Source organism: Actinomadura sp. RB99, from assembly GCF_014706005.1.
In the GTDB taxonomy this organism is placed as follows: domain Bacteria; phylum Actinomycetota; class Actinomycetes; order Streptosporangiales; family Streptosporangiaceae; genus Spirillospora.
In genome coordinates this window covers 30,036-51,789 of record NZ_JABMCA010000006.1, presented here as the reverse complement: position 1 = coordinate 51,789, position 21,754 = coordinate 30,036, and the positions used below count along the sequence as shown (strand labels likewise).

Below are 21,754 nucleotides of genomic sequence, written 5' to 3'. Positions count from 1 at the left end.
CCCGGGGATGTCATGGGATGAGGGGGACGCGTTGTCCAAACCAGTGCTGCTGACCGTCGACGACGATCCGGGCGTGTCCCGGGCGGTCGCGCGGGACCTGCGCCGCCGGTACGCCGAGTCGTACCGGATCGTCCGCGCCGAGTCGGGGCGGCAGGCCCTGGAGGCGCTGAGCGAGCTGCGGCTGCGCGGCGACGACACGGCGGTCCTGCTCGCCGACCACCGGATGCCCGAGATGAACGGCGTGGAGTTCCTCGAGCGCGCCATGGACCTGTTCCCGTACGCGCGCCGGGTCCTGCTGACCGCCTACGCCGACACCGACGCCGCGATCCGCGCGATCAACGTCGTCGACCTCGACCACTACCTGCTGAAGCCGTGGAACCCGCCGGAGGAGAAGTTCTACCCGGTGATCGACGCGCAGCTGGACGCGTGGCGGCGCACCGACCGGTCCCGGCCCGCCGAGCTGCGGGTCGTCGGGCACCGCTGGTCGGCCCGCTGCTACGAGGTCCGCGACTTCCTGGCCCGCCACCAGGCGCCCTACACCTGGCTGATGGACACCGACCCGGAGGGCGCGGAGCTGATCGCGGCGGCGGGGTCGCCGGAGCTGCCGCTGGTGGTGACGGCCGGCGGAGAGACGCTGTGCGCGCCGTCGGACGCGGAGCTGGCGTCGGTGATCGGGCTGCCGAGCACCCCGTCCACCGGGTTCTACGACCTGATCGTGGTGGGCGGCGGGCCGTCCGGGCTCGGCGCCGCGGTGTACGGGGCGTCCGAGGGGCTGAAGACCGTCGTGGTGGAGCGGCGGGCGCTCGGCGGGCAGGCCGGGCAGAGCTCCCGGATCGAGAACTACCTCGGCTTCCCCGACGGGGTGACCGGCCAGCAGCTCGCCGACCGGGCGCGCCGGCAGGCCGACCGGTTCGGCGCCGAGCTGCTGCAGGCGGGGGAGGTCGTCGGGCTGGAGGCGCGCGGCACGGCCCGGGTGGCGCGGCTGGCCGACGGCACGGAGATCGCGGCGCACGCCGTCATCCTCGCCAGCGGCGTGTCGTACCGGCGGCTGAACGCCGAGGGCGTGGACGACTTCGTCGGGCGCGGCGTGTACTACGGCGCGGCGCTCACCGAGGCGCCGTCGTGCGCGGACGAGGAGGTCGCCGTCGTCGGCGGCGCCAACTCCGCCGGCCAGGCGGCCGTGCACCTGGCCAAGTACGCCAAGACGGTGCACATCATCGTCCGGGCCGACGGCCTGGAGAAGTCGATGTCGCACTACCTGATCGAGCAGATCGAGCAGACGCCCAACATCGAGGTCCACACCGGCAAGACGGTCTGCGCCGCCGAGGGCACCGACCGGCTCGAGCGCCTCACGTTCGCGTGGCCGGGCGGGAAGAAGACGATCGACGCCCACTGGCTGTTCGTGTTCATCGGCGCCGAGCCGGGCACGGACTGGCTGGACGGCTTCGTCGAGCGCGACGCGCGCGGGTACGTCGTCACCGGCCCCGACTTGGTCGCCGGCGGGCGCCGCCCGGCCGGGTGGCCGCTGGCCCGCCAGCCGTACCACCTGGAGACCAGCGTCCCCGGCGTGTTCGCGGCGGGGGACGTCCGCTCGGAGTCGATGAAGCGCGTGGCGTCCGCCGTGGGCGACGGCGCCATGGCCGTGGCGCTCGTCCACCGCTATCTGGAACAGGCATGAGCGAAGCGAACCGGGGGGTGCGGGGGGTCGTCCCCCCGCAAGTGACAGGCGTGAGCCCTCGGAGGAGGCAGGCATGACCATGACCGCATCGCCGGAGGAGCTCCGGTCGCTGTTCCTCTTCGAGGACCTCGACGACGAGAAGCTCGAATGGCTGTCGGCCTGCGGCACCGTCGCCGAGATCCCCGCCGACGGGGTGATCTGCGCGCAGGGAGATCCGGCCGAGTTCCTGTACGTGCTGCTGGACGGCGAGATGGTGATGAGCCAGCTCGTCCGGGACCACAGCGTCGAGACGAGCCGGACGTCGCGTCCCGGCACCTACGGCGGCGCCGTCCAGGCGTACCTGGACGACCAGATCGAGCAGAAGTACCAGCACACGCTCCGGGCGACGCGCCCGTCGCGGGTGTTCGTGCTGCCGGCCCGCAAGTTCAGCAAGGCCGTCCGCAAGTGGTTCCCGATGGCCACGCACCTGCTGGCCGGGATCTTCTTCGGGATGACGAACCTGCGGCGGTCCGTCGACCAGCGGGAGCGGCTCACCGCGCTCGGCACGATCACCGCGGGCCTCACCCACGAGCTGAACAACCCGGCGGCGGCCGCTGCGCGGGCCAGCGCCGAGCTCGGCGACCGGCTGCTCGCGGCGCAGAAGAGCCTCGCCGACCTCGCCGCGCAGGGCGCCGACTGCACGCGGCTGGCGGCGCTCGTGGCGCTGCGGCCCACGCTGCCCGCGGCGCCGGGCGCGCGGCGCAGCCCGCTGGAGGTCAGCGACGCCGAGGACGAGCTGGGCGACTGGCTGGAGGAGCACGGCGTCGCGGACGCCTGGGACCTGGCGCCCGGCCTCGTGTCCGCCGGGGTCGGGGTGGAGCAGGCCGAGGAGGTCGCGGAGGCGGCCGGCGAGCACCTGCCCTCGGCGATCCGGTGGCTGGCGGAGGTGATGGAGGTCGGGCAGCTCCAGGCGGAGATCTCCGAGGCGATGGACCGGATCACCGCGCTGCTGGACTCCGCGCGCCAGTACTCGCAGCTGGACCGGGCCGCCTACCAGCGGGTCGACCTGCGCGAGCTGCTGAACAGCACGCTGACGATGCTCAAGCGCAAGTTCGGGCCGGGGGTGACGGTCAAGACCGTCTACGACGAGTCGCTGCCGCCCGTCCCGGTGTACGCGGCGGAGCTGAACCAGGTATGGACGAACCTGATCGTGAACGCGCTGTACGCGATGGACGGCTCGGGCACGCTCACCATCCGGACGTCCCGGGTGAACGACCAGGCGATGGTGGAGATCGCCGACACCGGCTGCGGGATCCCCGAGGAGGACATCGACCGGATCTTCACGCCGTTCTTCACCACCAAGCCGGTGGGGCAGGGGACGGGCCTCGGGCTCGACATCTCCTGGCGGATCGTCGCCGACCGGCACGGCGGCGACATCAAGGTGGAGTCGCTGCCGGGCGACACCCGCTTCCAGGTGCTGCTGCCGCTGGCCGAGGCGTCCCGCAACGGGGACTGACGCCGCGCGTCCAGTCACATTCCGGCGGGGTGGCGCGCTCCTTTTCGTCGATGAGGGACAAGCGTCCGCCTCCCCTCGGGTGATGTGATCGGTGTACGGGCTCACACCGGGGTCGGCCCGGCGGACCCTCCCTCCGCCGGGCCGAACGCCCCCGTACCGCGGTGCCCTCTCGCGGTGCCCGTCCCGCGACGCCCGTGCCGGCACCCGCTCCCGCGCTGATCCCTTTCGGGGGCGGGTCAGTACGACTGGAGTTCGAGCAGGTTGCCGCCGGGGTCGCGCAGGTGCGCGGTCCGCAGCCCGGGCCCCCACTCCGGACGGTCCGCCGGCGCGGCCACCACCCGCCCGCCGAGCCCGGCCAGGGCGGCGGCGGCCTTCTCGACGTCGTCGACGCGGAACACCAGCATCGAGCCGTCCTGCCCGGACGGGGCGGGCAGGTCCGCGGTGCCCACCGCCTCGGCCATGCGGGCGCGCCCCATCAGGACCAGGACGCACTCGTCCTCGTGATCCCAGTTGGCGTACTGCGCGGCGGGGAGCATCTTGACGGGCCGGATGCCGAGCAGCTCGTCCAGCGCCGCGGTGTAGAACCGGGCGCAGGCGTCGAAGTCGTCCACCAGCAGGCGCGGGTAGAGCGCGTCCATGCCGCCTCCAATTCATGGGTGTTCACCAATGATGGGGGTAACCCTACAATAGGGGGATGGACGACACCGCGGGCCCGCTGCCGCCCCGCCTGCTCGCGATCACCACGTTCGTGCTGGCCCAGGTGGGCCGGGCCGGCCGGGTCCGGATGGGCCGGATGATGGACGAGCACGGCCTCGGCCTGTGGCACTTCGCCGTGCTGTCCGCGCTGGACGACGCGGCCCCGGCCTCCCAGCGGGAGCTGGGCGCGCGGCTGCGCATCGACCCGAGCGACCTGGTGGAGGTGGTCGGCCGGCTGGAGGCGGCCGGGTTCGTCCGGCGCGAGCGCGACCCGTCCGACCGGCGCCGCTACGTGGTCGAGCCGACCGCCGAGGGCCGGGCGGAGCTGGACGCGATCGGCCGCCGCGCCGTCGAGCTGGACGCCGACCTCCTGGCCCCGCTGCCCGCCGCGGACCGGGCCGAGTTCGCGCGCATGGCGCGCGTGCTGCTGGCCCACCACGACCCGAGGGCCCGCTGACGCCCGGCGCCGCGGGGCCGCGGCGCCGGGCGAGGGAGCGCGCTAGTGCTCGACCGTGAGGACGATCTTGCCGAACTGGGTGTTGGACTCCAGATGGCGGTGGGCCGCGACGACGTCGGTCAGGTCGAAGGTGCGGTCGATCACGGGGGAGAGGGAGCCGGAGCGCAGGCCCGCGTTGATGAAGTGCTTCGCGCGGCGCAGCCGGGGCTCGCTGTCGACGGTGAGCTCGGTGAAGGCGTAGGTCCGGATGGTGCGGCCCCGGAAGTCGGGGGCGATGGGCATCGGCGCGGGCGTGGGGTCCAGCCAGCCGTAGAACAGGAGGGTGCCGTCCGGGGCGACCGCCTGGACGAGGGTGTCGACCGCCGGGCCCATGACGGCGTCGATGGCCAGATCCACTCCCCGGCCGCCGGTGGCGGCGTCGATCTCCTTGAGGAGGTCCTGCTCCTGGACCGCGATGACGTGGGCGGCGCCCGCGTCCAGCAGCCGCCGCCTCTTGGCGCCGGTGCGGGTGGTGGCGATGGGGATGGCGCCGAGGTGGTTGGCGACCTGGATGGCGGCGAGGCCGACGCTGCTGGAGGCCGCGTTGACGAGCACGGTGTCGCCGGGCTGGGTTCCGCCGTATTCGACCAGGAGGCCGTAGGCGGTGGTGTAGGCCATCCAGGTGGCGGCCCCGGTCACCGCGTCGACGCCGGCGGGCCGGTGCACCAGTGCGTGCGCCGGGAGGACGGCCGACTCCCCGTAGGTCCCGTACTCGGTCATGAGGAAGGTGGGCACGGCGCTGACGGCGTCGCCGGGCGCGAAGCCGTCGACGCCTTCGCCGACGGCCTCCACGACGCCGGCCGCCTCGTAGCCGATCCCGGACCCGGGAAGGTTCGGCTGGTAGACATAGGTGCCGGACCGGAAATTGGCCTCTGCCCGGTTCAGGCCGATCGCGTCGACGCGGACGCGGGCCTCGCCCTTTCCGGGTTCGCCGGGCGCCACCTCCCGCAGCCGGAGCACCTCCGGGCCGCCGAGCTCGTCGAAGAACACTGCCTTGGTCATCACGGATCCCCCTGGTCGGGCCGGCCGCGCCGATGCGAGCCGGGTCATGCCACCGTAGGAGCCCGCGTCCGAGACCTTCAATAAGTGATCGTCCGGCAGGACCCAGCGATCGTCTCGGCATCTAGACTTCCGCCATGGACGTCCTCAGCGACACGATCACCGCCATGCACGCCGGACGGCCGCACGCCAACCGCCACGAGCTGCGCGCGCCGTGGGGCATGCGCTTCACCGCCGACAGCGGTGGCGCGTTCCACGTCGTGCTGGAGGGGTCCTGCTGGCTGCTGCCTCCGGACGGCGCCCCGCCGATCCGGCTCGGCGTCGGGGACGTGGCGTTCCTGCACGGGGCCGGCACGCACGGACTGGCCGACCACCCCGGAAGCCCGCTGGTGGACTTCGACATGCGGAGCCCGCAGGCCGGGCCGGAAGGCACCGGCGCTCCCACGATCGTGCTGTGCGGCGCCTACCTGCTGGACGGCAGCAGGGCGCATCCCCTGCTGGCGGAGGTCCCGCCCGTCGTCCACCTGCCCGCCCGGATCGGACGCCATCCCTCGCTGCGCGCGGCCGTCGACCTGCTCGGCGACGAGATGGGGCGGCCGCGCCCCGGAGCGGGGGCCATCGTGCCGGCGCTGCTCGACACGCTGCTGCTCTACATCCTGCGGGCCTGGTTCGAGGAGCGGACCGAGGACCCGGCCGCCACCGGCTGGACGGTGGCGCTCACCGACCCGGCGATCGCCGCGGCCCTCACCGCCATCCACGACGCGCCCGACCGGCCCTGGACGGTGGCCGAACTCGGCGCGCGGGCGGGGCTGTCCCGCGCCGCCTTCGCCAACCGGTTCACCGCCCTGGTCGGGCAGCCGCCCCTGACCTACCTGACCTGGTGGCGCATGACGATCGCGGCGCGGCTGCTGCACCGGTCCGGCACGCCGCTGCGCGTGGTGGCGCGGCGGGCCGGCTACTCCTCGGACGTCGCCTTCGCCGCCGCGTTCAAGCGCGAGTACGGCATCACCCCCGGCCGCTACCGGACCATGAACGCGCGCCCGCGAGACGGCCGGACCACGGGCGGAGCGTAGGGGCCGCCGGGCCGCCGGTGGTCACCGTGCGGCGGGCCGGCTCCGGGAGAAGGTGCGGCGGTAGGTGCGGGGCGGGACGCCGCGGCGCAGCGCGAACTGCTCGCGCAGCACGGCCGCGTCGCGGTAGCCGACCCGGCGGGCGACCTCCCGGACCGGCAGGTCCGTCGTCTCCAGCAGTTCCTCGGCCAGGTCGAGCCGCTGCGCGCGCAGCCACGCGTGGGGCGTCGCGCCGGTCGCGGCCTTGAACCGGCGCGCGAACGACCGGCGGCTCATCAGCGCCCGCGCCGCCAGCTCGTCCACCGGCAGCCGCCGGTCCAGGTTGCCGCGCGCCCACGCGATCACGTCGGCCAGCCGCCGGTCGTCCCCGTCGGACGGGACGGGCGCGTCGATGTACTGGGCCTGGCCGCCGTCCCGGTGCGGGGGCGTCACGAGGTCGCGGGCCACCCGGTTGGCGAGGGCCGCGCCGTGGTCCCGGCGCAGCAGGTGGAGGCAGAGGTCCAGGCCCGCCGCCGCCCCGGCCCCGGTCGCGACCGCGCCGTGGTCGATGTAGAGCGCGTCCGGGCGGACGGTGACCCGCGGGTGCGCCGCCGCGAGTCCGGCGGCGTGGCGCCAGTGCGTCGTGACGTCGAGGCCGTCCGCGAGCCCGGCCGCCGCGAGCAGGAACGTCCCGACGCAGTGGGCCGCGATGGTCGCGCCTCTTCCGCGGGCCTCCCGGAGCGCCTCCACGACGTCCGGGGGCGCGTCGCGGAACCCCGCGCCGGGCAGCAGCAGGACGAGGTCGGCCGAGGCGATCAGCTCGGGTCCGTGGCCGATGTGCGCCTCGAGGCCGAGTTCGGTGCGCAGCGGGCCCGGCCGCTCGGCGCAGAGCCCGAGATCGAACGGCGGGACGCCGTCGCGGGGACCGAACACCGAGTTCGCGATCCCGAGGCTCAGCGCGGTGACCCCCTTCGGGGCGTAGGCGGCGATGCGCTGGAACGGGGGCATGCCGCCAGGATGGCACGAAACCCGCGATGGGTGGCAGATGGGCCACTTCTCCGAGCCGAGGGCGCGGGACAGGCTGGTCGTCATGATCGAGCAGAGCAGTGAGCGGAGCGGCGGCCGCGTCCGGCGCGACGACGGGATCATTCTGGTGACGGGGGCCACGGGGAAGCAGGGCGGCGCGGCCGTCCGGCACCTCCTCGCGGCAGGCCGGCGCGTCCGCGCCCTGACCCGCGACGTGCGCGGCGCCGCCGCCCGCGCGCTCGCCGCGGCCGGCGCCGAGGTCGTCGCCGGCGACCTGGACGACCGCGCGTCGCTCGACGCCGCGGCGGCCGGCGTCCACGGCGTCTTCAGCGTGCAGGCGGGCCTGCTGGGCTCGCCGCCCGTCCCGTTCGACGACGAGGTCCGGCGCGGCATCGCCGTCGCGGACGCCGCCGGCGCGGCGCACCTGGTCTACTCGTCCGTCGCCGGGGCCGAGCGCTCGGCGGGGGTGCCCGCCTTCGAGGCCAAGCTCCGGATCGAGGAGCACATCCGCCGGAAGGGGATCCCGGCGACCGTGCTGCGGCCCGTGTCGTTCATGGAGAACTACCTCGGCGCCGAGGCGATCGCGACGCCGTTCTCCCCGGACGTCCCCGAGCAGCTGATCGCGGTGGACGACATCGGCGCGTTCGCCGCGGCCGCCTTCGCCGACCCCGCCCGGTACCTGGGGGAGACGCTCGCGATCGCGGGCGACGAGCGGACGCCCGGCCGGCTCGCGGCCGCGTTCAGCGAGGCCGCCGGCCGCGAGATCCCGTACGTTCCGGTACCCCTCGACGCGCTGCCGCGGGAGACGGCCGCCGCCGTCGCCCACCTCGACTCGCAAGGCGGTTACGGAGCCGACATCGCCGCCACCCGGGCCCTGCGCCCCGAGACGAAGGACCTGGCCACCTGGCTGAAGACCGTCGGACGGCGGGCGGCGGCCGCCGACCGCGGTCCCAGCCGGCCTTGACCGCCGCCACGGGCGTCCTAGTCGAACAGGTCGGGCTGCTCCCGGGTGATCTGGTCGTAGAGCGGCTGGTAGTTGATCCAGCCGACGAGGTCGTTGCCGATCTGCTCGTGGGTGAGGACGGCGTTGTCGTGCTCGATCGGGACGACCTGCCCGGCGGCCTTCGCCAGCAGCTGCACCTGGCACGAGCGTTCCATCGTGATGAACCACCAGGCGGCGGCGTCGACCGTGTCGCCGACGGTGAGCAGGCCGTGGTTGCGCAGGATGACGGCCTTGTGGCCGCCGAGGGCGGCGGCGATCCGCTTGCCCTCCTCCAGGTCGGTGACGACGCCGGTGTAGTCGTCGAACAGGCCGTGGTCCTGGTAGAAGGCGCACACGTCCTGCGTGATCGGCTCCAGCTTCTGGCCGAGGGCGGAGATCGCGCGGCCGTACGTGGAGTGGCTGTGCGCGGCGGCGACGACGTCCGGGCGGGCCTGGTGCACCTGGGAGTGGATCGCGAACGCGGCCTCGTTCACCGGGTAGCGGCCCTCGACGACCTGGCCCTGGTGGTTGACGAGGATGAGGTCGCTGACCTTGATGTGCTTGAAGGACATCCCGAACGGGTTGACCCAGAAGTGGTCGGTGCGCTCGGGGTCGCGGGCCGTGATGTGCCCGGCGACGCCCTCCTCGAAGCCGAACTTGCCGAAGATCCGCAGCGCGGCCGCCAGCCGCTCCTTGCGGTGCCGGCGCTCGTCCTCGACGCTGTCGAAGGTCGGCGGCAGCCGGAAGATCAGGTCGGTGGGCAGCTTCTCCAGGAACTGCTCGTCGTCGGACATCGGCGAACTCCTCGGGCTCTGGGCGGGACACCGCCGGGCACTACCGCCAGCGAACACCAGGCGGCGGGCGCCCCGCTAGGGGAGCCGGCCCAAGCGCCGCCCGGCTCGTTGTCCGGACGGGACAACGGCGGGGGACAATGGCGGGATGGAGTCGAGCGAGGGCGACCGGTTCCTGCGGCTGGTGCGCGAGCGCGGCGACGACCCGCGGCTGCTGGAGGGCGCGGTGCGGGCGGCGCGCGGCCGGTCGGAGATGGTGGCGGCGCTGCCCGAGGAGGAGACGCGGCGGCACACCCGCGCGCTGCTGCGCGGCGTCCTCGCCGCGCTGGCGGACGGCGCGCCCGGCGAGGAGCTGCTGGACGCCGCCGGGCGGCTCGGCTCGGACCGGGCCCGGCAGGGCGTGCCGGTCGCGGCGTTCCTGGACGGCTTCCAGGCCGGCCGCGCCCACCTCGTCCGCACGCTCATCGAGGACGGCCGCCGCCAGGGCGTGCCGGACGCGCTGCTGCTGGACGGCGTCAGCCGCATCGACGAGATCAACACCGCGCTCGTCCACCGGATGGTGCACGCCCACCGGGTCGCCGAACTGGAGATGGCCCGGACGACGCGGGAGGGCCGCGTCCAGATGCTGCGGCAGCTCCTGCACGGCGAGGCCGTCCCCGTCCTCGCCCCCCTCGACCCGGAAACCGAGTACCACTGCGTCGTGTCCGACGTCAGCGACCCGGCGGTGGCGGCGGAGCTGGAGGCGCGCCTCGTCGCGGCGGGCCCCGGCCTGTGCGGGCTGGTGGACGGGCGGTTCGCCGCGCTGGTGGCGCGGCTGCCCGCGCCGGGGCCCGTCCGCTCCGGGCCGCTGCTCGTCGCGGCGCCGCCCGCGCGGCCCGGCGGCGTCGCCCCGCTGTACGACCTCGGCCGCCGCGCCCTGCGCGCCGGATCCGCGGCGGGCCTCACCGGTCTGCGGGAGCTGGCCGGCCTCGCGCTGCTCACCGTCACCGAGGCGGAGCCCGAGCTCGGCGGGCTGCTCGCGGACGGGTTGCTCGGCGGCCTCGACCGCGACGACCCGTTCCACCGGGAGCTCGCCGGGACAGCGCTCGCCTACCTCGACCACGGCGGCCGGATCGAGCCGACCGCCGCGGCCCTGCACGTCCACGGCAACACGGTGAAGTACCGGGTGCGGCGGTTCCAGGAGCTGACCGGCCGCGCGCTGCTCGACCCGTCCGGCGGCGCGGCGGTGGAGCGGACGGCGCACTGGTGGTGGGCGCTGCGCCGCTGGCTCGCGGCGCCGGGCGCGTGACCGGCCGTCGGTGCCGGGTGATGGGATGGACGCGGCGCCCCGGGGCGGGGCGTCCCGGAGACAGAACGGGGGAGCAGTGACCGCACCGCGGATCAGCACGGTGATGTGGCCGATGCAGTCCTGGCCGGAGGCCGGCGAGCTGTGGCGGCGCGCCGAGGAGCTCGGGTTCCACCACGCCTGGGTCTACGACCACCTGGCCTGGCGCGGGACGACGCCCTGGTACGACGCCTACACCACGATGGCCGCCGCGGCGGCCATCACCTCGCGGGTCCGGCTCGGCACGCTGGTCACCTCGCCGAACTTCCGGCACCCGGTGCCGACCGCGCACGCGATCCGGACGATCGACCACGTCAGCGGCGGCCGGCTCACCGTCGGGATCGGCTCCGGCGGGACGAACCGGCGGTCCGACGCCGGCGTCCTCGGCGGCGGCGACTGGACGCCGCGCGAGCGCGCGGACCGGTTCGCCGAATGGGTGGACCTGCTCGACCGGCTGCTGCGCGGCCCCGAGACCACCGGCGAGGGCGCCTACTACAGCGCGCTGGACGTGGTGTCGGACCCCGGCTGCGTCCAGCGGCCCCGGGTCCCGTTCGTGATCGCCGGCGACGGGCCGCGCGGCATGCGGCTCGCCGCCCGGTACGGCTCGGGCTGGGTGACCAGCCCGCACGGCGACGGACGCGAGCCGCTGGACGTGGTCCGCGAGCGGCTGGCCGGGTTCGGCGAGGCGTGCGAGGCGGAGGGCCGCGCCCCGGCCGACCGGATCCTGCTGACCGGGTTCAGCGGCGAGCCGTGGCTCGCGTCGGCCGACGCGTTCGAAGACCTCGCGGGCCGGTACGCCGAGCTCGGCATCACCGAGATCGCGCTGCACTGGCCGCGTCCGGGCACCCCGTGGGACGCCGACATGAAGGTGTTCGAGGAGGTCGCCGCGCAGGGCCGGTGAGTCGGGGGCGCCGGGCTCGAACGGGGCAGGAGAACGAGCGGGAACGGGGCCGGGCAACGGGCGGGGACGCGGGCCGGGCCGCCGGGCCCGGCCCGGAAGCGCCCGGTTAGACTCCTGCGATGCCGTACGTCCTGCTGGCCCTCGCGATCGCCTTCGAGGTCACCGCCACGCTCGCGATGCGCGCCTCGGAGGGGATGACCAGGCTCGGGCCGTCCGTGCTGGTGGTCGCCGGCTACCTGATCTCGTTCGCGTTCATGGCCAAGGCGCTCACCTCGCTGAACGTCGGGCCGGTCTACGCGATCTGGTCGGCGCTCGGCACCATCGGGGCCTTCGCCGGCGGCGTCGTGCTGTTCGGCGAGCAGGTCAGGCCGCTGACGATCGCCGGCGCGGTCATCATCGTCCTCGGCGTCGTCGTGATGAACCTCGGCGGCGGAGTGAGCCGGGGCTAGGCTCCGGCGCGCGCTCCGGGCCCGCGGCGACCGCGCGCCGCGCACCGGAACGGCGGGTGTACTCCTGGCCGAGCGCGAACAGCAGCCAGGTCAGCGCGGTGGCGTCGTCCACGATCCCGACCGGCAGGAACACGTCCGGGATCAGGTCGACCGGCGACACGATGTACACCACCGCGAGGACCATCGCGACGATCTTGCCGGTGGACGTCCGGTAGTACGCCTGCGCGCCGCCGGCCACCGGGCCGAGGCGCCGCCTGCGGCGCAGCCGCAGGATCCCCGCGACCAGCAGCACCGCTCCGGCGGACAGCGCGACGGCGCCCGCGAGCGTCAGGTCGACGCCGGCGAGGCGTCCGCCGGCGGTGAGGACGGTGATGCCGCCCGCGACGAGCAGCACCGCTCCGAACCAGGCCATCGTGCACCTCCGGGGGGAGTCGTCTGCGGTATTGCCGTTCAGGCGCGTTCCATTCGCCGGGACGCGCGGGCGCGGGTCAGGCGGGCTCGGCGGCGGTGGTGGTCCGCTGTTCCTCCAGCATGCCGCCGAGCAGCTGCGACGGCGTGCAGCCCGCCAGCGCGCGGAACTCCCGGTTCAGGTGCGCCTGGTCGTAGTAGCCGCAGGCCGCCGCGGCCTCGGCCGGTCCGAGGCCGCCGTTCGACAGCAGCCCGATGGCGCGCCGGAACCGCAGGACCCGGCCCATCACCTTCGGCGGCAGCCCGGCCTGCTCGGTGAACCGCTGGGTGAGGTGCCGGCGGCTCCAGCCCACCTCCTCGGCGAGCCGCGCGACCCCGACCGCGCCGCCGGTGCCGTCGAGCAGCCGCCACGCCCGCGCGACCTCCGGGGCCGGGACGGGGCCGATCTCCAGCCGGCGCAGCAGGAACGCGTCCATCAGGTCGAACCGGGCCGCCCAGGACGGCGTCTCCGCGAGCCGCTCGACGAGCTCCGCCGCGCCCGCCCCGAGCACGTCCGGCAGCTCGGCGGCCGCGTTGGTGATCCGGGCCATCGGCACGCCGAGCAGCGTGTACGCGCCGAGCGGCGTGACGTCGAGCTGGATGCCGTGCTGCCCGCCCGGGGTGGTGTACTCCCCGTGGCCGTCGTGCAGGCCCGCGACGAACGACCCGTACTCGGTGGCGGCGTCGGACGGCGTCGCCAGCCGCATCGGCGGGCCGAGGTTGACGATGACGACGGCGCCGCGGGTCGGGAGCGTCCGCATCCGGGCCGGGACGGCCACGGGCTCGAAGTACCCCTGGTAGGCGCGCAGCAGGGGGCGCAGCGCGCGGTGCGGTGGCCCGCTCGCCTCCAGCCAGCCTCCCCGGTCGCGGATCACGACCGGCCTGTCGACCATGCCCCCACTACTACCACCGGCCTCCGACATAGCGCCGACGCCCGGCGAGATCGCGACAGCGCCCGGGGGCATCGCGACGGCGCCCGGGGACGTCGCGACAGCGCCCGAGGGCATCGCGACGGCGCGGGGACATCGCCACCGCGCCCGGGCGGGGTCACTCGTACATCTGCCCGCACACCGCGATCCGGGCGAGGTCGCCCCAGGTCATCGTGGTGATCTCGCGGACGTAGGAGCGGGCGGGGGGCTCGCCGGCCGGGGTGGGCACCGGCACCCGCGCGCCGTCCGCCGCGTCCCAGCCGCCGAGGCTCCCGGCGACCGCGCACTCCAGGTACGTCGCCGGGTCGAAGTTGTACCAGCGGGCCGGGGTCGCGCGGGCGCCCGAGCCGGCCGGGCGGGGCGCGTCGACGCCGAACCGCGCCTGCGGCCCCGGCGGGCTGGCGAGGAAGTCCTCCAGGTCGGCGACCTGGGACAGCACGACCCGCTCCCAGTCGGCGTACCCGTCCGGCTCGTCACCGGGCAGCGACAGGTCCTTGGCGCTCCACGCCGGGTCGTAGGGGGCGGGCGGCGTGGTGGACGCGGCGGCGAACATCGCGGCGACGTCGTCGGGTCCGAGGCGCTCGTTGTCGCGCAGCGGAGCCGACACCTTCCACAGCGCGCGCAGGAACGCCGACAGCGACCACGAGGCCGCGCGGGCCTCCTGGCCGAGGTGCAGGAAGATCAGGTAGAGGTCGCGGTTGGTCCGGACGGACGGGCCGGGCGGCCCCTCCACCCAGTACGCCTGCTTGTGCGGGACGCCGCACTCCAGGGCCAGGACCTGCGCGAGCGCCGAGACCCGGGAGTCGTGCGCGGCCACATGGAACTTGTTGCCGAGGTCGTCCTGGCGGATGACGTCCCATGTCTGCATCCGGCTCCTCCACGGTCGGCGGTGCGGTACCGAGGGCCCCCGCTCAGAAAGTGTCCCATTCCGGGACCGGACCGCCAGTAGTGGTGATGTCACTTTCCGGACTCGAAGTCGTGACTTTCCGCACATGTCGATCGGGGGCGGGAACGCCAAGGGAAGACCGCCGGAGAGGGCCTTCGGGAGGACGCCGGACGAGGGGGCCGGCGGGCGTTCCCGCGGGCCCCCTCGCGCCGTCGGCTCAGTGCTTCGAGCGGTGGATCACCTGCATCTCGGTGAAGCCGTACAGGCCCCACGGGCCGTTCTCGACGCCGACGCCGCTCCACTTGAAGCCGCCGAACGGCTGGTGGGGCGCGAGCGCGAGGTGGGTGTTCACCCAGGCGGTGCCGCACTCCAGCTCCGCCGCGACCTCCGCGGCGCGGTCGGCGTCGGCGCTCCACACCGAGCCGGACAGCCCGAAGTGCGTGCCGTTCGCGCGGGCGAGCGCCTCGTCCAGGTCGGTGTACTTGATGATCGGCAGCGCGGGGCCGAACTGCTCCTCGTCCACGATCCGGGCGCCGTCGGCGATGTCGGCGAGGATCGTCGGCTCGAAGAAGTAGCCGGGGCCGTCGATCGGCCGGCCGCCGGCCGCCGCGCGGGCGCCGCCGGCGAGGGCGTCCGCGACCAGCTCGCTGACCCGCTCGTACTGCGGCCTGTTGTTGATGGGCCCGTACTGGACGCCCTCCTCCATGCCGTCGCCGACCTTGGCGGCCTTCGCCTGCTCGGCCAGCGCGTCCACCACGTCGCCGTACAGCGCCTCCGGCACGTACACCCGCTTGATCGCCGAGCAGACCTGGCCGTTGTTCTGGAACGCGCCGCCGAACAGCTTCGGCGCGACCGCCGCCGGGTCGGCGTCGTCCAGCAGGATCGCCGGGTCGTTGCCGCCGAGCTCCAGGGTGACCCGCTTGAGGTCCGGGGCGGCGGCCGCGGCGACCCGCTTGCCGGTGGCCACGCTGCCGGTGAAGCTGATCTTGCGGGGCACCTCGTGCGCGGTCATCCAGGCGCCCAGCTCGTCGCCGCCGGTGACGACGTTGAGCACGCCGGGCGGCAGCACGTCGCGCAGCACCTCGCCGAGCTTCAGGCTGGACAGCGGCGTGAAGGGGGACGGCTTGAGCACCATCGTGTTGCCCGCCAGCAGCGCGGGCGCGATCTTCCACACGGCCAGCAGCAGCGGGAAGTTCCACGGGGTGATGGCGGCGACGACGCCCATCGGGCGGCGGACGACCTCGACCACGGCGTTGTCGTCGTCCTGGATGACCTCGCGGGGCAGGTCCAGCTCGGCGAAGTACTTCAGCCACACCCCGGCGCCGACGACCTCCATCGTCGCGTCGGCGAGCGGCTTGCCCTGCTCGAGGGTGAGGATGCGGCCGATCTCCTCGGAGCGGGCGAACATGACGTCGGCCGCGGCCAGCAGCGCCTTGCGCCGGGCCGACTCGTCGCGGCGCCACGCGGGGTAGGCGGCCTGGGCGGCGGCCATCGCCGCGTCCAGCTGCTCGCGGGAGGCGTCGGGCGCCCGCTCGGCCACCTCGCCGGTCGCCGGGTTGATCACTCCGAAGGTGGCGGGCGCGTCCACCGCCGCGCCGTCGATGGTCATCGCGAAGTTCTCGGGCACCGTTGCTCCTCCGCTCGGGTGGGGTGTAACCGAATGACGTTCAGTATTCACCGTGGACCGCCCTCTTGACGAGCGCCCTCTTGACGGGCGCCGCCCGCGGCGGATGATCGGCTCATGCGATCACGTCTCACCGCGGTGTTCGCCCTGAGCCTCGCCCTCGCCGCGTCCGGCGGGGCGCCGGCGGCCGCCGCCACCGCGCACGCGACCACCTCCGCCCGAGCGCCCGGGCTGGAGGATCCCCATCCGTGCGCGGGCCAGCCGGGGTACACCTGCTCGACGCTGACCGTCCCGCTCGACCACCGGGATCCCGCCAGGGGAACGCTCAAGCTCCAGGTGGCCACCGGGGACAACGTGGCCGCGCCCAAGGGAGTCCTGCTGTTCCTGACCGGCGGGCCGGGGCAGCCCGGCGTGCCGTTCATCTCCCGCATGGCCGAGCAGAGGCTCCCGGAACTGGCGAAGAACTACCGCTTCGTCACCATCGACCAGCGCGGCACCGGCGAGTACGGCGCCATCGACTGCCCGAAGCTCCAGGCGGAGGTCGGCAGCAGCGACATCGAGCCGCCCAGCCCCGGCGCCGTCCGCGAATGCGCCTCCGTCCTCGGCGACCGGCGCAGCTACTACACGACCGAGCAGACCGTGGGCGACCTCGACCTGCTGCGCCGCGCGCTCGGCGCCCGCACGATGGTCCTGGACGGCGTCTCCTACGGCACCATGACCGCCGCCAGCTACGCCGTCGCGCACCCGCACAACGTGGGCAAGGTCGTCCTCGACTCGGTGCTGCCGCACGTCGACCCGCAGAACGACGACATGCTGTACCTCACCGGCCTGCGCGCGACGGCGCGCGTGCTCCGCGACGCCTGCGAGACGGCACCGGCCTGCGGTTTCGACCCCGCGCAGGACCTCGCCTGGCTCGCCCGGCACCGCTCCGACCACGTCCTGATCTGGGACATGCTCGTCAGCTACGAGTTCCTCGACCCCACCTACCGGGACCCCGACCCGGGCGGCCTCCCCGCCGGGTCCGGCGACGTCGTCACCGCACTCCACCAGGCCCGGCACGGCGACCCGGCACGGCTCGACGCGCTGCTCCGGATGATGGACTCGGGCGGCGACCCGGTCACCGGGTACAGCTCCGGGCTGCACATCGCCACCATCTGCGGCGACGGCCACTTCCCGTGGGGCACCTCCGAGGCGCCGCAGGCCGGGCGCGAGGCCGCCCTGCAGCGCGTCCGCCGGACCCTGCCCGCCTCCGCCACCTGGCCGTTCACCGCGGACACCGCCGTGGGCGACGGGTTCGTCCAGGAGTGCCGGAACTGGCCGTGGGCCCGCCACACCGCCGAGCCCGCGCAGGACCGGCTCCCCGCCGTCCCGATCCTGCTCCTGAACGGCGACCGCGACCTGTCGACGCCGCTGGAGTGGGCCCGAGAGGAACTCCGCCGCGCCCCGCTCGGCCGGCTCGTCGTGGTGAAGGGGGCCTCGCACTCCATCCAGAACCGCGAGCGCGGGACGCAGGGCCGCGAGGCCGTTTACCGGTTCCTCAACGGCTGACCACCGATTCCTCAAGAGCCGACCGGCGCCCCGTTCTCCGAGGCGCCGGTCGGTGTTCTCGTCGCGGGAAGGCCCCGCCCTCCGGTCAGGCGGCGAAGATCCGCTCCAGCAGGTCGCGGTACCCGCGCAGCGCCAAGCGGAGCCGCTCGGTGTCCGGGGTCTCGTGCCGGCCGACCTCCTCCGAGAGCGCGCGGCGGTGCGTCCCGACCGAGCGGCTCAGCGCCTCGACCGCGTCGGAGGCCAGGGCGTCGGCCGCGCGGACGGACTCCGCGGGGTCGTCGATGAAGCCGGCCTGCACCTCGTGCCAGCGCTCCCGGAACCGCTCGGCGTCCGCCGGGTCGAACAGCCGCTCCGGGACGCCGCCGAGCCCGGCGGGCGTCGGGTGGAGGCCGGGCTTCGCCCCGCCGGGGCCGGGGCTCGGGAAGCCGGTCGCCACCTCCTCCTCGCCCAGCTCCGCGGCCGGGACGGGATCGGGCGAGGTGTCCTCGGCGGACACGGTGTTCTCGGCGGAAACGGAGTCCGCCGTGGGCGGCGGTCCGGCGACGTGGACGTCACCGGCCATGCCCGGGTCCGCCGTCCCGGCGGCGCGGGCCCGCTCGTCCTCGGTGCTCCCGCCGGCGGGGGGCGCCGCCTGCTCCTGCTGCCTGTGCTGCATCGGCGCTCAGCTCCTCGTGGTCCGCTCGTCGTCCCGGCCGGTGCGCCCGTCGTCGGGCTCGCCGGCGCGCGGACCGGGCACCCGGACCTCCTCGCCGCGGGCGGCGCGCCGCTCGTCAGGAGCGGTGCCCTGCTGGTCGGGGGCGGTGCCCCGCTGGTCGGGGGCGGTGCTCCGCGCTTCCGGGGCGGTGCGCTGGACGGGGACCGAGAGCAGCTCCTCGAACAGGGCGCGGTAGTGCACCATGGCCTGCCGCAGATCCTCGGTGGACGCCTTCCCGTCGGCGGCGCGGCCGCCGATGGCGTGGGCGCGCCGGTAGTGGTCGAGGGTGCGGCCGTGCTCCACCGACAGGTGGGCGGCCTTCTCCTCGAACCCGCTCGTGGGGTAGCCGCGCTCTCCCATGACGACGGTGACCAGGCCGTCCGCCTGCTCGACCGCCGACTCCGGCGCGTCCACGAAGCGCTCCTGGACGGCCACCCACTGCTCGCGGTACTGCTCGCGGCGCCGGGGGTCGAGGTCGCGCAGCTCCAGGTCCCGGTGGCGCCGCTCGCGGTCGAGCAGCTCCCGCTCGGCGGCGGCGCGGCCGCCGTGCTGCTCGACGGCCCGGTCGTACTCGGGGCCGAAGCGCTTGCGCAGCCGCCGCGTCCGCGCCTGCTTCCAAGCGAGGAACGCGACCGCGGCGACGGCGGCGATGATGATCACTGCGATGACGACCATGACGGCGGTCGACATTGTCTGTCCTCCAACGTGCGTCGGATCGAATGGATCGCCGATGCCCAGACAGACGCGGTCGAAACAGACCTAAAGGCGAAACTGCCCTAAGGGGTGCGGGGCCCATGGCCGGCGAAGAGGCACACCAGCTGGCCGACCCGCCGGCGCCCCGACAGCCCGGCCTGCTCCAGAAGCGAGAGTCCCCGCAGGTCGCGCGGATGCGCGCACGCCACGACGACACCGACCCGATGCAGCGCGCCCTCGATGTCGGCCAGTGCGGGCTTCCATCCGCCCGGCCGGCGCACCGCCGCGGTCAGCACGCGCCGGTCGTCGACGAACCGCGCCGGAACCGGCAGGTTCCCGAGGTAGTGGGTGTTGGGATCGGCGGCGTGGACGCGCGCGGTCAGCAGCGGCACCGCCCGCATGTAGCCCTGAGGCATCACCACCACGCCCCCGGTGCGGGCCAGGTCGACGACCGCGCGGGCCGTCCCCACCTGCTCCGCGGGGAGCTTCCACGACGGACGCGAGGCGACGAGCGAGCCGTTCTCCGCCGACCAGAGGGGCGTCCCGCCCACGATCATGGTGACCGCCAGCGCGGCGGCCGGCAGCGCCGCGGCGACGGCGCCGAGCACCCCCGTCCCGCCGGAGCGCGCGGCCGCGGGCAGGGGGAGGCGCACCGTCGCGAGCAGCCCGATCAGGACGGGCGCGGGCACGATCCACATCGTCCGCCACAGGACCTGGCCCGCCCCCGTGACGTCCGCCGCGAGGTGCAGGACGCCCGGCAGCAGGAGGAGCGTGGTCACCGCGGCCACTCCCGCGCCGGCGAGCGCGGGGACGCCGCGCCGCGCCGTCCACGGGGCCAGCCACAGCGCGCACCCAGCGAGGACTCCCGGCGCGGAGTGCAGCAGGACCCACCGGAAGTCGTCGGACGCGTCACCGACGAACCCCGTGACGGTGGTGTCGTGGTCCTGCAGCGTCACCACCAGGCCCGCGGCGACCGGGTAGGCCAGCGCGGCGCAGGCGGCGAGGCCGGTCCGGACCCGGCCGGACGCGATCAGCGGGATCGCGGCGGCGCCGACGGCCAGCGGCAGGACGAACGCGGCCGAGGAGGTCAGGCCGGTCGCGGCGACCCCGCAGGCGGCGAGCATCGCCAGGTCGCGCCGCGTCCGCCGCTCCGCCCAGCGCGTGAGGTGGACGTACAGCAGCGGGACGAGCGCCGACACCATGACGGCCTTCCCCTGCCACATCCGCAGCAGGTGGAACGAGCCGAGCGACGCGGGACCGAGCCCGGACCACAGCAGGTACACCGCCGCGACCGCGAAGCACGCCGCCGCGCGGCGCGGCGCCCACGCGCGCGACAGCCGCCACGCGGCCCACACGGCGATGAACGTCACCACCGGCAGCAGCACGTAGTACACGAAGGACGCCGCCGGGACGCCCGCGACCCGCGCGAGGCTCCCGGCGAGGACCTCGATCGACGAGACCGGCGGCTCGCCCGCGATGGGACCGGTCGCGCCCGAGGTGAAGATGGTGTCCTTGAACGGGATGCGGCCGAGCGCGGCCGTCGCGACGGACCGCGAGACGAAGTAGGCGTCGTCGCCGTCGGAGTTCACGATGAACAGGGAGGCGACCGAGAACCCGGCGGCGGTGGCGAGCGCGAGCGGCGTGCCCCACCGGCTCGCGGACGGTCCGGCCTCGACCGGCCCACCGGGCTCGGCGAGTGCGCGCGCGGGGGGCTCGTGCGGGGAGTTCTCGCGGGAAGAGGACTCGTGTGCGGAGGACTCGTGTGCGGAGGACTCGTGTGCGGAGGGCTCGTCCTGGGCGGACGGGCCGCCGGCGGGGGAGCGGCGGAGCAGCAGGCAGGCGGCGGACGCGGAGGCGGAGACCAGCCCGAACGCCCAGGCGCACCACCACGGGGCGCCGGACGTCTGCAGGCCGGCGCAGAAGCCCGCGACGATCCCCGCCAGGACGGCGACCAGGGCGAGGGCGCGCGGGAAAGCGGGGGAGCGCGTCACGGCGGGCTCCGGCCACAGCGGTCCGTCCCCCCGACCGTCCCGCCGCCTGCGCAGCGCCCACGCGGCGGCGCCCGCCGCGGACGCGCCGAGCCAGCAGGCGAGCAGCGCCCAGGTCGGCGGCCGCAGCAGGAGGCCGAGGTGGTAGACGACCGTCCACACCGCGAAGAGCAGGACGGCCGCGTCCACCGCCGTGTCCAGCGCCGCGTCCACGGCCCGTCCCGTGCGCCCGGCGCGGCCCGTACCGGGCGCCGCGCCGCCGGGGCCGCCGGCGGCGGGCAGCCTCAATCTGATCATGCTTCCCCCGAAAGCGATGGTGTGCTGTCCTTGCCTCTTTCTTCGCCGCGCGGGCGGAACGCGTTCGCGGCGCCGCAGGATCGATCTTGTTCGGTAGGACGTCCCGCCTTCCTGGGCGGTTGGCCGTCCCCGGCCGATTCCTGGAGGTTCGCTGAAGATCGGCTGGATGCTCTGCCGGTCATCGCACCGCGAGGGGCAATAAGTCCGGATTTACTGCGCTGTGCATGCCGCGCGTGTTCTGATGGACCGGTACCAAAGGACGCGCGTTCGATGGGATGTGATGCGCGGTGCGCCACGCGTTCGGCTTCGTCCTCGGCGTCCTGCTGACCCCCGCGCTCGCGTACGGCGCCGCCTGGGGCTACGTGCAGGGCGGGCAGTCCTTCGACGGGACCGGCCAGGAGATCACCGACCGCACCCGCATCTACGGGGCCTTCGCGCTGCTGGCGGCGGTGGGCCTGGTGACCGGCGTGATCATCGTGGCGCGCTGGGCGTCGCCGCTCGTCTCGCTCGTGCCCGCGCTGGCGCTGCTCGGCTTCTCGGTCGCCTTCCTCATCGACCCCGGCCGCGTCCTGGACCTGCCCTCCAAGGTGCCGCCGTCGGGCGACATGGACGACGGGCTGCGGACGCTGCTCGGCTCCGGGATGTACGCGATGATGGGCTTCGCGCTGCTGGTGCCGTCCTGGGCGCCGCGCCGCTGGGGCTCGGGCCGCCACGAGGACGAGGCCGCCGACGTGGACGTCTACTCCGCCGCGCGCCGCTGAC

The 21,754-nt window shown here is 75.0% G+C and carries 21 protein-coding genes; 10 read left to right on the top strand and 11 right to left on the bottom strand.

Features of this window, described 5'->3' with window-relative positions; genetic code table 11:
- Nucleotides 1-31: 31 nt before the first annotated feature.
- Complete coding sequence (locus amrb99_RS52255; protein WP_277819864.1) at nucleotides 32-1,678, top strand: FAD-dependent oxidoreductase; 1,647 nt, start codon at nucleotides 32-34, stop codon at nucleotides 1,676-1,678.
- Nucleotides 1,679-1,751: 73 nt separating this feature from the next.
- Nucleotides 1,752-3,173 (top strand): ATP-binding protein, encoded by a 1,422-nt coding sequence (locus amrb99_RS07895; protein ID WP_190854092.1) that lies wholly within the window; start codon nucleotides 1,752-1,754, stop codon nucleotides 3,171-3,173.
- A gap of 236 nt (nucleotides 3,174-3,409) precedes the next feature.
- On the opposite strand, the gene amrb99_RS07890 is transcribed toward amrb99_RS07895, so the two are convergent.
- On the bottom strand, nucleotides 3,410-3,811 hold the full coding sequence (locus amrb99_RS07890; RefSeq protein ID WP_190854091.1) for a VOC family protein: 402 nt from the start codon (nucleotides 3,809-3,811) through the stop codon (nucleotides 3,410-3,412).
- Nucleotides 3,812-3,867: 56 nt separating this feature from the next.
- Between amrb99_RS07890 and amrb99_RS07885 the strand changes: the two genes are divergently transcribed.
- Nucleotides 3,868-4,326 (top strand): MarR family transcriptional regulator, encoded by a 459-nt coding sequence (locus amrb99_RS07885; RefSeq protein WP_190854089.1) that lies wholly within the window; start codon nucleotides 3,868-3,870, stop codon nucleotides 4,324-4,326.
- A 42-nt stretch (nucleotides 4,327-4,368) separates the two neighbouring features.
- Here amrb99_RS07885 and amrb99_RS07880 read toward each other — a convergent pair whose 3' ends face one another.
- Nucleotides 4,369-5,367: a zinc-dependent alcohol dehydrogenase family protein gene (locus tag amrb99_RS07880; protein WP_190854087.1), complete on the bottom strand. Its 999-nt coding sequence runs from the start codon at nucleotides 5,365-5,367 to the stop codon at nucleotides 4,369-4,371.
- Nucleotides 5,368-5,501: 134 nt separating this feature from the next.
- Between amrb99_RS07880 and amrb99_RS07875 the strand changes: the two genes are divergently transcribed.
- Nucleotides 5,502-6,437 carry an AraC family transcriptional regulator gene (locus tag amrb99_RS07875; protein ID WP_190854085.1) on the top strand — a complete coding sequence of 312 codons (936 nt, stop codon included), beginning with the start codon at nucleotides 5,502-5,504 and terminating at the stop codon, nucleotides 6,435-6,437.
- A 21-nt stretch (nucleotides 6,438-6,458) separates the two neighbouring features.
- On the opposite strand, the gene amrb99_RS07870 is transcribed toward amrb99_RS07875, so the two are convergent.
- Nucleotides 6,459-7,421 (bottom strand): helix-turn-helix domain-containing protein, encoded by a 963-nt coding sequence (locus amrb99_RS07870; RefSeq protein WP_190854083.1) that lies wholly within the window; start codon nucleotides 7,419-7,421, stop codon nucleotides 6,459-6,461.
- A 37-nt stretch (nucleotides 7,422-7,458) separates the two neighbouring features.
- Between amrb99_RS07870 and amrb99_RS07865 the strand changes: the two genes are divergently transcribed.
- Nucleotides 7,459-8,403 (top strand): NmrA family NAD(P)-binding protein, encoded by a 945-nt coding sequence (locus amrb99_RS07865; RefSeq protein ID WP_241755361.1) that lies wholly within the window; start codon nucleotides 7,459-7,461, stop codon nucleotides 8,401-8,403.
- A 17-nt stretch (nucleotides 8,404-8,420) separates the two neighbouring features.
- On the opposite strand, the gene amrb99_RS07860 is transcribed toward amrb99_RS07865, so the two are convergent.
- A complete protein-coding gene (locus amrb99_RS07860) occupies nucleotides 8,421-9,215 on the bottom strand; it encodes a class II aldolase/adducin family protein (RefSeq protein WP_190854081.1) in 795 nt (264 codons plus the stop codon).
- Nucleotides 9,216-9,360: 145 nt separating this feature from the next.
- Here amrb99_RS07860 and amrb99_RS07855 point away from each other — a divergent pair, with 145 nt between their 5' ends.
- The 3 genes from amrb99_RS07855 (at nucleotide 9,361) to amrb99_RS07845 (ending at nucleotide 11,886) form a co-directional block, all read left to right on the top strand.
- Complete coding sequence (locus amrb99_RS07855) at nucleotides 9,361-10,500, top strand: helix-turn-helix domain-containing protein (protein WP_190854079.1); 1,140 nt, start codon at nucleotides 9,361-9,363, stop codon at nucleotides 10,498-10,500.
- A gap of 76 nt (nucleotides 10,501-10,576) precedes the next feature.
- Complete coding sequence (locus tag amrb99_RS07850) at nucleotides 10,577-11,437, top strand: LLM class flavin-dependent oxidoreductase (RefSeq protein ID WP_347256584.1); 861 nt, start codon at nucleotides 10,577-10,579, stop codon at nucleotides 11,435-11,437.
- Nucleotides 11,438-11,556: 119 nt separating this feature from the next.
- Entirely contained in the window at nucleotides 11,557-11,886 is a 330-nt protein-coding gene (locus tag amrb99_RS07845; protein WP_190854075.1) for a multidrug efflux SMR transporter, read from the top strand.
- Here the strand turns inward: amrb99_RS07845 and amrb99_RS07840 are convergent.
- The 4 genes from amrb99_RS07840 to amrb99_RS07825 all read right to left on the bottom strand — a co-directional run bounded on the left by amrb99_RS07840 (nucleotide 11,831) and on the right by amrb99_RS07825 (nucleotide 15,775).
- Nucleotides 11,831-12,298: a DUF1232 domain-containing protein gene (locus amrb99_RS07840; protein ID WP_190854073.1), complete on the bottom strand. Its 468-nt coding sequence runs from the start codon at nucleotides 12,296-12,298 to the stop codon at nucleotides 11,831-11,833. The genes amrb99_RS07845 and amrb99_RS07840 overlap by 56 nt on opposite strands.
- A 76-nt stretch (nucleotides 12,299-12,374) precedes the next feature.
- Nucleotides 12,375-13,226 carry an AraC family transcriptional regulator gene (locus amrb99_RS07835; RefSeq protein ID WP_190854071.1) on the bottom strand — a complete coding sequence of 284 codons (852 nt, stop codon included), beginning with the start codon at nucleotides 13,224-13,226 and terminating at the stop codon, nucleotides 12,375-12,377.
- A gap of 154 nt (nucleotides 13,227-13,380) precedes the next feature.
- Nucleotides 13,381-14,130 (bottom strand): hypothetical protein, encoded by a 750-nt coding sequence (locus amrb99_RS07830; RefSeq protein ID WP_190854069.1) that lies wholly within the window; start codon nucleotides 14,128-14,130, stop codon nucleotides 13,381-13,383.
- 235 nt (nucleotides 14,131-14,365) lie between these two features.
- Entirely contained in the window at nucleotides 14,366-15,775 is a 1,410-nt protein-coding gene (locus tag amrb99_RS07825; RefSeq protein WP_347256583.1) for an aldehyde dehydrogenase family protein, read from the bottom strand.
- A 114-nt stretch (nucleotides 15,776-15,889) separates the two neighbouring features.
- Between amrb99_RS07825 and amrb99_RS07820 the strand changes: the two genes are divergently transcribed.
- Complete coding sequence (locus amrb99_RS07820; protein ID WP_190854067.1) at nucleotides 15,890-17,320, top strand: alpha/beta fold hydrolase; 1,431 nt, start codon at nucleotides 15,890-15,892, stop codon at nucleotides 17,318-17,320.
- Nucleotides 17,321-17,405: 85 nt separating this feature from the next.
- Here amrb99_RS07820 and amrb99_RS07815 read toward each other — a convergent pair whose 3' ends face one another.
- The 3 genes from amrb99_RS07815 to amrb99_RS07805 form a co-directional block, all read right to left on the bottom strand.
- On the bottom strand, nucleotides 17,406-17,975 hold the full coding sequence (locus amrb99_RS07815) for a hypothetical protein (protein WP_190854059.1): 570 nt from the start codon (nucleotides 17,973-17,975) through the stop codon (nucleotides 17,406-17,408).
- A gap of 6 nt (nucleotides 17,976-17,981) precedes the next feature.
- Entirely contained in the window at nucleotides 17,982-18,704 is a 723-nt protein-coding gene (locus tag amrb99_RS07810; RefSeq protein ID WP_206699862.1) for a hypothetical protein, read from the bottom strand.
- A gap of 86 nt (nucleotides 18,705-18,790) precedes the next feature.
- On the bottom strand, nucleotides 18,791-20,992 hold the full coding sequence (locus amrb99_RS07805; RefSeq protein ID WP_190854057.1) for a DUF6077 domain-containing protein: 2,202 nt from the start codon (nucleotides 20,990-20,992) through the stop codon (nucleotides 18,791-18,793).
- A 287-nt stretch (nucleotides 20,993-21,279) separates the two neighbouring features.
- On the opposite strand from amrb99_RS07805, the gene amrb99_RS07800 reads away from it, so the two are divergent.
- Nucleotides 21,280-21,753 (top strand): hypothetical protein, encoded by a 474-nt coding sequence (locus tag amrb99_RS07800; protein ID WP_190854054.1) that lies wholly within the window; start codon nucleotides 21,280-21,282, stop codon nucleotides 21,751-21,753.
- The last annotated feature ends 1 nt before the right edge of the window (nucleotide 21,754 follow it).